General features: G+C 40.7%; 13 protein-coding genes, 1 other RNA gene and 1 pseudogene. 10 read left to right on the plus strand and 5 right to left on the minus strand.

The genetic code is table 11. The annotated features are described in order from the left end of the window. Positions 1-6: 6 nt before the first annotated feature. Positions 7-660, plus strand: coding sequence for an endonuclease III (gene nth / locus FC83_RS00430; RefSeq protein WP_035455875.1), 654 nt, complete (start codon positions 7-9; stop codon positions 658-660). A gap of 57 nt (positions 661-717) precedes the next feature. Here the strand turns inward: nth and FC83_RS00435 are convergent, their stop codons facing one another. Together FC83_RS00435 and recU are read right to left on the minus strand one after the other, a co-directional pair. After that, positions 718-3,042 carry a PBP1A family penicillin-binding protein gene (locus tag FC83_RS00435; protein ID WP_162260632.1) on the minus strand — a complete coding sequence of 775 codons (2,325 nt, stop codon included), beginning with the start codon at positions 3,040-3,042 and terminating at the stop codon, positions 718-720. Positions 3,043-3,055: 13 nt separating this feature from the next. Continuing rightward, the gene (gene recU / locus FC83_RS00440; RefSeq protein WP_420805612.1) at positions 3,056-3,670 is read right to left on the minus strand and encodes a Holliday junction resolvase RecU; all 615 of its coding nucleotides are present in this window, start codon (positions 3,668-3,670) and stop codon (positions 3,056-3,058) included. A gap of 106 nt (positions 3,671-3,776) precedes the next feature. Between recU and FC83_RS00445 the strand changes: the two genes are divergently transcribed. From FC83_RS00445 to FC83_RS00465, 6 genes and pseudogenes are all read left to right on the plus strand, one after another. After that, positions 3,777-4,325, plus strand: coding sequence for an SLOG family protein (locus tag FC83_RS00445; RefSeq protein ID WP_035455205.1), 549 nt, complete (start codon positions 3,777-3,779; stop codon positions 4,323-4,325). 77 nt (positions 4,326-4,402) lie between these two features. Next, positions 4,403-4,777 (plus strand): annotated as a pseudogene (gene gpsB, locus FC83_RS17345) (cell division regulator GpsB); the annotation flags it as partial. A gap of 387 nt (positions 4,778-5,164) precedes the next feature. Continuing rightward, positions 5,165-5,519, plus strand: an RNA gene (gene rnpB / locus FC83_RS16815) — RNase P RNA component class B. Between the two features lie 131 nt (positions 5,520-5,650). Beyond that, complete coding sequence (locus FC83_RS00455) at positions 5,651-6,772, plus strand: THUMP domain-containing class I SAM-dependent RNA methyltransferase (RefSeq protein WP_035455207.1); 1,122 nt, start codon at positions 5,651-5,653, stop codon at positions 6,770-6,772. Positions 6,773-6,795: 23 nt separating this feature from the next. Then, positions 6,796-7,767, plus strand: a complete 972-nt coding sequence (locus tag FC83_RS00460; protein WP_052004945.1) for an NAD(P)-dependent oxidoreductase — start codon at positions 6,796-6,798, stop codon at positions 7,765-7,767. Between the two features lie 30 nt (positions 7,768-7,797). Beyond that, positions 7,798-8,421, plus strand: coding sequence for a hypothetical protein (locus FC83_RS00465; protein ID WP_156405552.1), 624 nt, complete (start codon positions 7,798-7,800; stop codon positions 8,419-8,421). 78 nt (positions 8,422-8,499) lie between these two features. Here FC83_RS00465 and FC83_RS00470 read toward each other — a convergent pair whose 3' ends face one another. Further along, the gene (locus tag FC83_RS00470) at positions 8,500-9,513 is read right to left on the minus strand and encodes a lipoate--protein ligase (protein WP_035455212.1); all 1,014 of its coding nucleotides are present in this window, start codon (positions 9,511-9,513) and stop codon (positions 8,500-8,502) included. Between the two features lie 154 nt (positions 9,514-9,667). Between FC83_RS00470 and FC83_RS00475 the strand changes: the two genes are divergently transcribed. Continuing rightward, complete coding sequence (locus FC83_RS00475) at positions 9,668-9,997, plus strand: hypothetical protein (protein ID WP_035455214.1); 330 nt, start codon at positions 9,668-9,670, stop codon at positions 9,995-9,997. Between the two features lie 63 nt (positions 9,998-10,060). Here the strand turns inward: FC83_RS00475 and FC83_RS00480 are convergent, their stop codons facing one another. Further along, positions 10,061-10,933: a DegV family protein gene (locus tag FC83_RS00480; RefSeq protein ID WP_035455216.1), complete on the minus strand. Its 873-nt coding sequence runs from the start codon at positions 10,931-10,933 to the stop codon at positions 10,061-10,063. Positions 10,934-11,164: 231 nt separating this feature from the next. Between FC83_RS00480 and FC83_RS00485 the strand changes: the two genes are divergently transcribed. Then, positions 11,165-11,767, plus strand: coding sequence for a nitroreductase family protein (locus tag FC83_RS00485; protein ID WP_057002249.1), 603 nt, complete (start codon positions 11,165-11,167; stop codon positions 11,765-11,767). 67 nt (positions 11,768-11,834) lie between these two features. Here the strand turns inward: FC83_RS00485 and FC83_RS00490 are convergent, their stop codons facing one another. After that, positions 11,835-12,221, minus strand: coding sequence for a ribonuclease HI family protein (locus FC83_RS00490; protein ID WP_035455218.1), 387 nt, complete (start codon positions 12,219-12,221; stop codon positions 11,835-11,837). A gap of 61 nt (positions 12,222-12,282) precedes the next feature. Here FC83_RS00490 and FC83_RS00495 point away from each other — a divergent pair, with 61 nt between their 5' ends. Beyond that, positions 12,283-12,720 (plus strand): EbsA family protein, encoded by a 438-nt coding sequence (locus FC83_RS00495; protein ID WP_035455220.1) that lies wholly within the window; start codon positions 12,283-12,285, stop codon positions 12,718-12,720.

The following is a 12,720-nucleotide window of genomic DNA, read 5'->3' on the forward strand; positions in this document are numbered from 1 at the left end:
GTTTATGTGCTGTCTAAAACCAAAACCTTATGGGCAATCCATCAAATGATGGCTGAATTTCCAGATGCTGTGGGTGCCTTGCACTCAAGATCGCCCTTTGAGTTGTTAATTGCGGTTATTTTAAGTGCCCAGGCCACCGATGTCTCAGTCAATAAAGTCACGCCAAAATTATTCGAACGTTTTCCAGACCCGGCATCACTTGCTGCAGCAAGTATTGCTGAAATTGAAACCTATATTCACTCCATTGGTTTATATCATAATAAAGCCAAACATCTTAAAGCCTGTGCGCAAGCTTTGATCGATCGTTTTGATGGCCAAGTCCCCAATAATCGAGCTGACTTGGTCACACTGCCTGGGGTAGGCCGCAAAACAGCCAATGTGGTCATGGGGGATGCTTTTGGGCAACCCGCGATTGCCGTTGATACCCACGTCCAACGGGTAGCTAAACGCTTGCGAATCGTGAAGCAATCGGCTTCGGTCTTAGAAGTCGAGCAGGCTTTAATGGATCGTATCCCCAAAGACGAATGGGTCAAGGCGCATCATACTATCATTTTCTTTGGCCGGTATCAATGCATGGCCCGCAATCCGAAATGCCCAACTTGTCCTTTATTGACCATCTGTGCCGAGGGACAAAAACGAATGGGCGCTAAAAATGAATAATCACTTAACACCTTAAATAAAAAATTCTAGCCGAAATTATCAGCTAGAATTTTTTATTTAAGGATTCTGATTTTGATTTTGATTAGTATTGCCTTGATTACCACCGCCAGTGTTGGTTTGCCCACCATTATTATTGATAGGCGGTGTCCCATTACCACCGGTGTTATCATTTGGCGTTGAGCTGGTATCTGTATCTGGTCGTTGCGTATTTTCGGAGACGCTGCTGCTAGTTGATGATTCTGGTGTCGAGCGGCTGAAAGAAGACGACGCTTGACTAGATTCAGATTCACTAGGTTCCGTTGGTGTTTGGCTTTGGCTTTGACTGCGTCGAATCGTCGGTGTCCGTGAAGTGCTACTGTTACTGGACACACGCCCAGTCGGCTGATGACCCTTCACGAATAATTCTAGTGTGGCATTCACACTTGAGTTGGTGATCACCGGCGGATTAGAACCAGCTAAAATACGCTCTGAAACCACACTGCTTGGTTGTGTCCAATCCGAATTATCACTTGACTGCGCTAACGTAGCCATTAAACTGCGATACAGGTAAACTGGGATTTGTTGCTCGCTCATTGATAACCCACTTTGCTCTGGTTGGTCATAACCCGTCCAAACAGCCATACTATAATTCTTCGTATACCCGGCAAACCACGCATCTTTAGCCGTACCAGAAAGCGCTGGATTTTTAGCGATTTCTGTATCCGCGTATTCCACCGTACCGGTTTTACCGGCTTGATAGACCCCGGAAATTTTCGCATTTGTACCGGTCCCACTGGTGATCACATCTTTAAGCATATCGGTGATCATGTAGGCTGTTGAAGCCTTCATGGCCTGTTTAGACTCACTTTGATAAGTGTGTTGCATGCCATCAGCAGTCTTGATCTGCGACACATAAATTGGCTTCTGATAGGTTCCACCATTCGCAAAGGCCCCGTAAGCACTGGCCACTTGCAAGGTAGAAACATCCGCACCGATCCCAGTACTTAAACCTGCATCTGCCGGAATACTGATACCTAAATTATTGGCAAAGCTTTTAGCCCGACTCAAGCCAACTGTTTCTAACGTTCTGACTGCTGGAATATTACGGGAATTGGCCAAGGCTTTACGCATGGTAATTGTGCCATCATAGGCGTGGTCCCAATCATAGAGACTGATATCAGTCCCGGCATAGGTATAAGGTGTATCTTCAAGTAGGTGATAAGTCGACCAATTTAGATACTCAATCGCTGGTCCATAATCAAGGATTGGCTTAATGGTGGAACCATTGCTGCGTTGGGTGGAAGTGGCGCGGTTTAAACCAAGTAATATTTTACCTTGTTTGCGCCCCCCGATTTGGGCAATCACATTGCCGGTACTAGGTTCTACTATTGTCGCGGCAACTTGCATCTTATTATCTGGGAATAAACCAGTATTATTGTTGACCGCATTGTAAAGTTGTTTTTGAACGTCTAAGTGCAAATTAGTTTTGATCTTTAGATTATCCCGATAAGGATCATAACCTTTTGATTTAACCTCATCAATGACCTCTTTGATGTAATTATCTGCAACATAGCGATTGTTATTTTCTTGATCCAAATCACGTTTGGCTAACAAACCATCTGTTAGTGGCGTTTGTTTAGCAGTAATCGCATCATTTTGCGAAATCTTATTATTAGCCAGCATCGCATCAATCACAGCATCACGACGCTTTTGCGCAGTTTCGGGATGTTGATAAGGATCATAGGTGTTAGGAGCCTGAGGCATGCCAGCAATCAACGCTGTTTGCGCCAAAGTAAGCTCTTTAGGGGACTTGCCGAAATAATATTCACTGGCTGTTCCCATCCCGTAGACCCCATTGGCTAAGTAAACCTTGTTCATATAAAACTCTAAAATCTGTTGCTTGGAGTAATTCCGTTCTACGTTTATCGTCAAATAAGCTTCTTGAATTTTTCGTTTAAACGTCTGATCTGACTTTTTCGTAGAGAAAACGGATAACTTAACTAACTGCTGGGTGAGGGTACTGCCACCTTGTACAGAACCCGGATTGGTTAAGTTATGAAAACCGGCCTTGATAATTCGGACTGGGTTGATTCCTAGAGGTTCTTGATAAAAGTGCCGATCTTCAATGGATACGACGGCATCTTTCATTTGGGTCGAGAAATTATTACTGGTGGTATAGTCCCGATTTTCATTACCCAAAGTGGCGACTTCATTACCCTTATAATCTAAAATAGAAGAGGAGCCACCGCTTTGCAACTTAGTTTGAGTTAAGTTCGGGGCATTGCGGCCCACCAGCAAAAACAAAACTTCCGCAAGAATCACTAGGCCCAGGAAAATGATGACTAATTTCCGAAAAATATGCCTAGGTTTACCCTTGGGTGTATCTGGACGTTTGGTACTCACAATTTAATCTCCTTTAATGCATAATCAACTGATCAACAGCTTTTAAATATGGTATTGTGGGTTGAATGGCATAGTCGATCTCAAATCCGTGCTTTTCAAAATCTGCTAAAGCAATAGATTTATGGCCTGTACTTTCCTGTTCGTTCCAGTGTATGATCAACTGTGTTGCAGGATATAAAAACAGCCGCTGCAAAGAAACAAATTTAACAATAACAAAACAAATGCCTTGTTGCAAAAGGCAACGGCTGAAATGATCGATTTGATGCTGATGAAAGTTCTTTAGTGGGAAGGATTTTTTGTTTTTAGTTTCCTTAGCTTCAAAATCTAAATAGCGCCCCTGGTACACACCATTGTAATCAGTGGTGGAAGGCTGCCTAAAATAAGCTTCCTTAATAACGGCTTTGGCCCGTTTGGGGTAATCGACTTTCACAATTTGAACAGGGGTCGGCTTTTTATAAACCACTGCCTGTTCAGTGGCTCGATAATACTCATTGCTAGCATTTAACTCGTCTTCAAGCGCCATCCCCCGATGGCCAAAGAGAACTTCATCATGTTTTTTCTTAACAGCAAGTTGACGGTTAACTGCTTGCTTGGGGATATAGCGATTACCATTTGGATATTTAATCAAAGTCATCACGCTCCGTTGCTATATTATAACAAAAAACAAACCAAAACTTTCAAATATTACAAAATCGACATTAAATCTTGATATTTTCGCAAAAAAGGGGATTGGTATGCGTAATTTATGGGTAACAGGTTATCGTAGTTATGAGTTGAATGTTTTTAGCGAACAAGACAAGAAAGTACAGGTGATTCAATATGCTTTGAAAAATCAACTTAAAGCTTTTTTAGATGAGGGGCTAGCTTGGATCATTACTGGTGGCCAAATGGGCATCGAGCAGTGGGCTTTGGCTTTAGCTGATGATTTAAAACATGGTTATCCAGAGTTGCGCAGTGCGGCCATGTTGCCATTTTCGGATTTTGGCAGTAATTGGAATGAAAAAAATCAGCTGATGTTGCAAACAGCCATTGCCACTGCGGACTTCTCTGAACCCATTAGCAATCAACCATACGAAAATCCGCAACAATTACGAACCTATCAAGCTTTTATGCTGGAACATACTGATGGGGCGCTTTTGGTCTACGACCCAGAATTCCCGGGTAAAACCAAGTATGACTATGCTGCCATTACCAAATATCAAGAACAGACCGATTATGGTCTAACCTTGATTGACATGTATGCGCTAGAAGAGGCCGCGCGCCAAATGAATGAAATTCAATAGAAATTTTATTTTAATACGGTATTTTGTTATACTTAATAAGTATGAAACGTTCAAGAAAACTGAGGTGTAGTGAAAGTATGGATGATAGAAGAGATGGGCAACACAATCGTCCGCAAGCAAAGATTAATTTGCAACCAAAAGATATTTTGGAAAAGGACTTTAAACAAAAGATGCGGGGATATGACCCAGCCGAAGTTGATGAATTTTTAGATGACGTGATTAAAGACTATGAAACTTTTAACACGCAAATTCAACAATTATCTCAGGAAAATTCCCGCTTAATTTCCCGGATTGACGAATTAAGTAAACAAGCTGCCGCTGGTCAAAACATGGGTAGTACCCCTAATGCGACATCAGGTGGCAATCCAGCTTCTAATTATGACATTTTAAAACGGCTGTCAAATTTGGAACGCCGTGTATTTGGGCAACAAAGACCGGTTGATAATAATCAAGCAAATCCAAATACTTTTAATCCGGCAGCTAACAGCAATGCCAGCAATCGGGCTAATCGCTACCAAGCAAATACGAGCACCACTCGGCCGGCTAATTATATGAATCCAACACCCGGTCACAACCCAATTAATAATAACATGCCCCACAATCCAAATGTCACACCAAATACCACCAATCCCGCCATGTCGCCCAACAATAATGGCCAGGCTAACCCGAATATGCCTAATCCCCGTTCCAATAATGATAGCCATGACTTCGGTAATTATAATAATAATTCTTTTAATCAAAACCCGGATCACAACCGCTATCCAGATAATAATTCAAACCAATTTGATGATAATAGTTTGAATCGTTACTAGTTTTAGTGTATACTAATTTTTATTGTAAATCTTGAGTGATTGCGGCCTATTGTAATAGGCTGAGGAAAGTCCATGCCCGCACAGGCTGCGATGCCTGTAGTGTTCGTGCTTGGCCCAATAAGCCAAGGCAGTTTATAACTGACGGCAGTAATTTTAGCTAAGGTTTCGGCTATGTTAAAATACTTGAAAGTGCCACAGTGACGGAGCCGCTATAGAAATATAGCGGGTGGAACGAGGTAAACCCCGCGAGCGAGTAACCCAAACTTTTGGTAGGGGCGTCTTACAAAAGGAAATGAACGACTTGTAGGAGCTATATTAGCAGATAGATGATCACTGAAGGAAAAGCTCCCAACTTTTCTGGAACAGAACATGGCTTATAGAGATTTACTTGGGTTAGAGGTCTTACAAAACTTTGGTTTTGCAAGACCTCTTTTTTAATGCCGCTAACTTAGAGGTACAAACTATTGTATAATCAGACTGTAAATAATTGTGGCACGATTAAGGAGAAATTAAATGAAATATCAATTAATGGCAACGATGTCTTCAGGATTTGAAGCTATCACTGCTAAAGAATTACAAGAATTGGGCTATAAAACGACGACAGAAAATGGGCGGGTCTTATTTGAGGGCGATCAAACTGATATTGCGAAAACAAATTTATGGCTTCGTTCAGCTGATCGCATTAAAATTATTTTAACCGAATTTAAAGCTTTAACTTTTGAAGACGTTTTTCAAGGTGTGAAGGCCGTTGCCTTTGAAGATTATTTGCCCATGGATGCTAAATTTCCGGTAACTGGTCGCAGTGTGCGCTCCAAGTTACACTCAGAGCCAGATTTACAGGCTGTGACCAAAAAAGCCATTGTGGATCGTATGGCAGCTTATTATCACCGGCGGACCCGTTTTCCTGAAACTGGTAATTTATTTGCTTTTGATATTAATGTCACCAAAGACATCGCCCGAATCACACTAGACACGACAGGCCCAAGTTTATTCAAGCGGGGTTACCGGGTAGAAGCCGGTGGGGCACCTTTAAAAGAAAATATGGCAGCTGCTATGATCATGCTGACAAACTGGTATCCAGATAAGCCCTTCATCGATCCCATGACCGGTTCAGGAACTTTACCCATTGAAGCGGCATTGATTGGCCGTAACATCGCGCCAGGATTAAAGCGTCAATTTTCATTTGAAGGTTTTGACTGGTTTGATGCCAAAATTCTAGATGCACAAAAAGTGGCGGTCCAAGCTGAAATTAAAGATGATATCTTGGATATCTCTGGGTTTGATATTGACCAAAATATGATTGAAATTGCCAAAGTTAATGCGAACAATGCCGGGGTCTTACACGATATTAATTTTAAACAACTGGCTGTTAAAGATTTAAAAGTTGATCAAGAAAATGGCGTTATCATTGTCAATCCACCCTATGGGCAACGTTTAAGTAACGAAGAAGATGTTCATGTGTTATACAAACAAATGGGGGATGTCTTTAGACCATTAACCACTTGGAGTAAATATATTTTAACCTCAGATTTAAATTTCCAAAATTATTATGGTCAGCGGGCTACCAAGCGCCGCAAACTTTATAATGGGGCTTTGCGAGCAGATTATTTCCAATATTGGGCCAAGCGCCATTAAAATTAAGTCATGGAGGGATTCATATGACAAAAACAATGTTAGCCATGCGTGATTTAAAACCAGCACAATTAACACAGTTGCAAACTTCTTTTCCTGAATTGACCGTCTTAACGATGGCCGATCTTTCTGAAACTAATTTAAACGATATCAATATTATTTATGGTTACTATCAAACCACTGCTGGTAAAACACTCTTGAGCCAATTACTAGCTAGCTCCCACAGCCAATTACAATGGGTCCAAACAATTTCTGCAGGGGTCGACTATTTACCCTTTAAAGCACTCAACGACCGGCATGTCCTAGTGACCAATGCTAGTGGCATCCATGCTCAATCCATCGCCCAAAACGTCTTTGGCTACTTACTATACTTTGAACGGGCCTTAGATCAAGCTGTTGTCGCTAAAAGCCAAAAACATTATGGTATTGACACGGATAAAATCGTCAATTTAGACGACAAAAATCTATTGATTTTTGGACCAGGGCATGTCGGGCAACAAATTGCCAAAGTAGCTAAAGCCTTCAATATGACCGTTTATGGTGTCAGTCACAGTGGACAAGCTAAAGCCGATTTTGATGAAATTGTCGATGATCGCCATTATGAGGCATTACTAGCTAAAGCCGACTATATTGTCAATATTATGCCACTCACAACTGAAACGAATAAATTCTTCAATCGGGCCTTTTTTGACAAACTTACAACACAACCAATTTTTATCAATGTGGGTCGGGGGCCTTCCGTGGATGAAGCTGCGTTACACGGGGCATTAACCACTGGCCAATTGAAAGCCGCTGCTTTGGATGTCTTTGATCCTGAACCACTAGCCGCAACTTCACCTTTATGGGACGATGCGAATTTAATGATCACACCCCATACATCAGGCTATGTTCAACATTTCAGCCATGCTTACTTTAATGTGTTCTTACCTAATCTGACCCAGTTTATGCAAGATGGCACGCTGGTGCAAAACTTAGTAGATATGCATAAACACTATTAATACGGCTTAACTTTTTTGGGGGGGAGCGACTTGAAATTTAAAAGGTTCTGCTTGGTCATTTTGACGTTGGTTGGCTCATTGGGTTGTTTTGGCTCGGTACAAACCGTTTCGGCCGATGGCACGGGACGTATCAATAGCTTTAAAGCCGTCGATACTTATAATGACTACCGCTCTGTGGCTACTGTTGATGGGACTTGGGGCGCAAATCTATTTGAAGGCAACGATGGGCAAAAGGTATTCATAAAAATTTTGCCCAAAGATTCCCAATGGCAAGTCTATGGTTATACCAAACGGGCTGATGGGTATTATTATAACGTTGGCGGCAATTTATGGCTGCAAGGCAACCAAGTCAAAGTCCCAGTGGCAGATGATAATGATGCCAGTTTAAACGTCTTTGCCCATCATCCGGAAGATGATATCTATCCGTTTGATCTCGGAAAAATTAGCGACATGGCGGACTATCCCGAGTACATGTGGTGGAGCAGGAAACTGGTCAATAGTCCAAAATGGGGCACCATTAATGTCCTTGTCTTAGCCAGGATGTCTGTGGGTAACGGTGTTGACTGGATTCCAATTAATTGGGGTTATTTAGTTTATCCCGATGGCACCGTGGTCTTTGAAAACAATCTGGATCTAGATACAATCTGGATTTAAATTAACCCAAAAAAACGATCATCTCTTAAGTGGGGTTCAACCGCTACGAGATAATCGTTTTTATATGGATAGTTGTTTTTATTGGGCTAATAACTCAATGACGTCAGCTTTAGGAATACCATTAAAATACTGATTGGTATCCACGTCCGCTAAAGCCGCTGCTAAATGGGCCCGGTCATAAATGGTGCCTTGTAACTTAGCCGCTAATTCACTGGCATCTGCCGGCCCGAAGAAATCTCCATAAAAGGTCACCTGGGTGATTTTACCACCTTCAACCAATAAGCGGGCATCGATGGTCCCAAAATCAAAATGCTGCCGTTTTTTTAGGGTAAATTCAGGTGATTTACCATAAACCCAATCCCAATTATTGTAGTAACGGTCATATATTTTTTCGATTTCAAGCTCATCTTCAGGGGTAACGACATATTCTTGTGCTTTAATATCAGCAAGGCTATTGGCCCCGAATAACCGCAACAACAAGATATCTCTAAATTCTGGTGTCGTTAAGTTTTGATATGCCGGTTTTAAATAAGGTAAAACATTGGTGACCCGGCTGCGGATAGACTTAATACCCTTAGATTTAATTTTATCTTCTGGGACATTTAACGCTTTGGTCAAGACATCTAAGTCCACATTGTAAGAAAGGGTGCCGTGGCTAAATGTTTTGCCGTTTCTAGTATACATGGCATTACCGGAAAACTTCTTGCCATCAACTAATAAGTCATTACGGCCGCTAACTTCCGCGCTGGTAGCCCCCATGTCGTGTAAGGCATCCACAATTGGCTGAGTGAAGGATTTAAAATCACCGAACTCTTCACTATCAGCTCGCACCACAAAACTAAAGCATAGATTACCAAGGTCTTGATAAACTGCACCGCCACCGGATAGCCGACGGGTAACGGTAATATCATGATCTTCCACAAACTTTTGATTGATTTCTTCAAAGGTATTTTGGTTGCGGCCAACAATAATACAAGGCTTCTCTATATAAAAGAGCAATAAAGGCTCATTGAAATCTTTTTGATTCATTAAAAACTGTTCGGTTGCTAAATTCTCCCGAATATCATCTGATGTCATAATCACATAACGCATTGACTTAAAGCTCCTTTCATGTTTCTTTAAACAGTATAGCTAAAAAACCCATCAATTAACAATAATCTGAATTTTCAATCCCGTTAAATGATTGAAAAATAGTGGTCTAGAAACTATGATGGAGATGAGTTAAAAAAATGATGAGGTGTTCAAGTTGAAAAAAGAAAAAGAAGCACGTAAAGACACAATAGTTGATATGAATGAATCTTTGATTCAATATGGCAGTCAAAAATTACCCCAAGAAACCCATGTTGTTCAAAAAATTTATGATACCGCTAAAGCGGGTCTGGAAAACTTGGACGTTTTGTTCAATGATAACGGTTTTGGTCGGACAGAAAATTTCTTAGATGTGGCCAAAGGCTTTTTGGTTGATTTTTATGATTTAGATCCAAAGGAAACGGACACTAAAGCTGCAGCCTTAGCCCAAGAGGCCATTGATTACTTAGGCAAGAACATGAACGATTTCATTAAATGGGAACGCTAAACTAAAAAGGGATCAAGTCGGGGCAAAATCGCCCAACTTGATTCTTTTATTTATGCCTAAATTTTATGAAAAACTTTTCCAATCCCTTGCCCAAATCATGGCCATGGTGCCTTGACCGACATGCACGCCAATGACGGGGCCAATAATGCTGCTGTCAACAGTGACGTTTGGAAAGCTGGCTTTTAAGTCGGTCAGCCATTCTTTTTTAGCTTCCGGGTCAGCTGCATCAAAGACCGTCACGCGAATGGGATAGTCCACGTTGGCAATGGCTTGCCCAAATTCCCGCTTAATATGTTCATAAGCCTTTTTAGCTTGACGTTCTTTGGCAATCGCTGAAATTTCACCTTTATCTTGAATATCCATGGACAAAATTGGCTTGATTTTTAGCAGGCCCCCGATAAAACTAGAGGCATTGCTTAAGCGGCCGGTGCGTTTCAAATGGCTTAAGTCATCCACCATGAAATAAACTCCCATGGTTTTGCGCTCAGCTTCTAGGGCTGCCAAGATTTCAGTGGGGGTTTTGCCCTCAGCATTTAACTTACCTGCCAAAAGGGCCTCATCAGCTAAGCCTGCGCAAGTAATATGGGAATCAAAGACATGAACCTTGATATTGGTTACTTCAGGTGCATAAGCTGAAAGGGTAGAGACAAAAGAACTGATGCCACTGGATAAGATGATACAAATCACATCATCATAGCCCTTTTTAGCGAGATCATCAAAGATTGCCTGCATATCGCCGATGGAAGGTGTTGAGGTGGTAGGGAGGTCTTTATCACTCTTCAAACGTTGATAAAATTCATTAATACCCATATTTTTCGTGTCATAATAAGTTTTATCCGACCAAATCAAAGGAATCGAAACCACGCGAATATCATATTTTTCAATTTGTTCAGGGGTTAAATAAGCGGTGCTATCCGTTAAAATTGCAGTTTTCATTTTTTCACTCCACTTAAATTCTATTATTAACCTATATTGTAACGTATCCACTAATCAATGTGAACTAGTGACAACTGCCGATTGACGCAGGGTTGATGCCAAAGACAATCCTTTTTAAGCAAACGACGCTCATTTTTTGAAAATAATTTAGCAAAAAAGCTTTACTAACTAAAAGTAAGTTGTTATAATAACTTCATGCTTCAAACAAACAAAAAGGTGGTAAAAATATTTATGACTTCCCAATACTTAGACGCAGTTGCAAAAAGACGTTCAATCTATGCTTTAGGTAAAAACCTGACACAAAGCAATTCTGATATTGTTGAATTGGCAGAAAAGGCCATTGAATTAGCACCTTCAGCTTTCAACAACCAAACGACCAGAGCTGTATTCTTGTTTAATGAAAATCACGATAAGTTATGGGATCTTACGTTAGAACGTTTACGCCCAGAAGTACCCAGCGAAGAAGCTTTTAAGAACACCCAAGCTAAAATCGAAGGCTTCAAAGCAGCTTATGGTACTATTTTATACTTTACTGATGTCGATATCGTTAAGTCATTTGAAGAAAACTTCACACTTTACGCTGACAACTTTGCTGACTGGGCTGAACAAGGCCAAGGCAATGCCCAATTTAATGTTTGGACAGCATTTGCCAACGAAAACATCGGCGCTAATTTACAACACTATAATCCATTGATCGATGCGGATGTTAAATCTGCTTTTAACATCCCTGCTAGCTGGAAACTACGCGCTGAAATGCCATTTGGTTCCATTGAAGCTGGTGCCGGCGATAAAGAATATATGAATCGCAGCGATCGTTTCAAAGTATTAGACTAATCTTAAATCATTTAAAAAATACCTATATTAAAGCTGAGTTTGCCTGAACTCAGCTTTTTTGCTGGCTTTAATACTTTTGTAAGGCCGTTGTTGCCAAATTATGGGCGCCTTTATTTTGGCTTTCAGGCACCCACTGATTCAAAACCATCGGGAACTTTGCTTGTAAATCTAACAATTGGGCCAATGTTTTGGTAAAATGTTTAGCATAGCGTTTGTTGAGGCTATCGATCAATAGCTTGCTATCAGATTGAAAGGACACAATTTCGTTGGTGTATTGCTGAGTGATCATATATTCAAAGGCCCAAATTGCGGCTTGAAATTCGGCTTGATGGTTATCCATTTCACCTAGATAGGTTGTTTTTTGAACTTGTTGATGGGCTTTGATTAATAGTAGACCGGCGACTGCCGGACCAGGATTGCCGCGCACGGCAGCATCTGTATTTAAATGAATCATCTTACCTGCTCCAAACTATTTCATATTTTATATGGTACCACATCTTCTGGAGGCCTTTTTGATGCATAAAGATTTTAAAACCCGCATTTATTTCAGCAATCCCCGTCAATTAATATTTTGGTGTTTCATGCTAATTTTTTTGTTCGTTGGTTTGATTATTCAGTTTGAGACTACTGGCTTTAGCTTTTTAGGTATGATTTTTTGGATCATTGCGATTCTTTTGACACTTTACGGTTTTTTTGGTCAACAGCTATTGATCGATGGTCAAAACCAAACAGTTACCTTCAAACGTTTATTCTTCAAATCAAGGGTAATTCCCTTTGACAATATTAAAAATGTCCTACATATCCGTCGTAATGTTCGTGTTTCACTTTTAAAACCCGGTTATTTACATTATAGCTTTATGATATTACCTAAAAACATGAACTTGTTGCTCGATACTTTTCGAATAAATCATGTTAAAATAAAAGATGTGGCTCAAAAGCCATCGCTTAAATAA

Source organism: Agrilactobacillus composti DSM 18527 = JCM 14202, from assembly GCF_001436375.1.
In the GTDB taxonomy this organism is placed as follows: Bacteria; Bacillota; Bacilli; order Lactobacillales; family Lactobacillaceae; genus Agrilactobacillus; species Agrilactobacillus composti.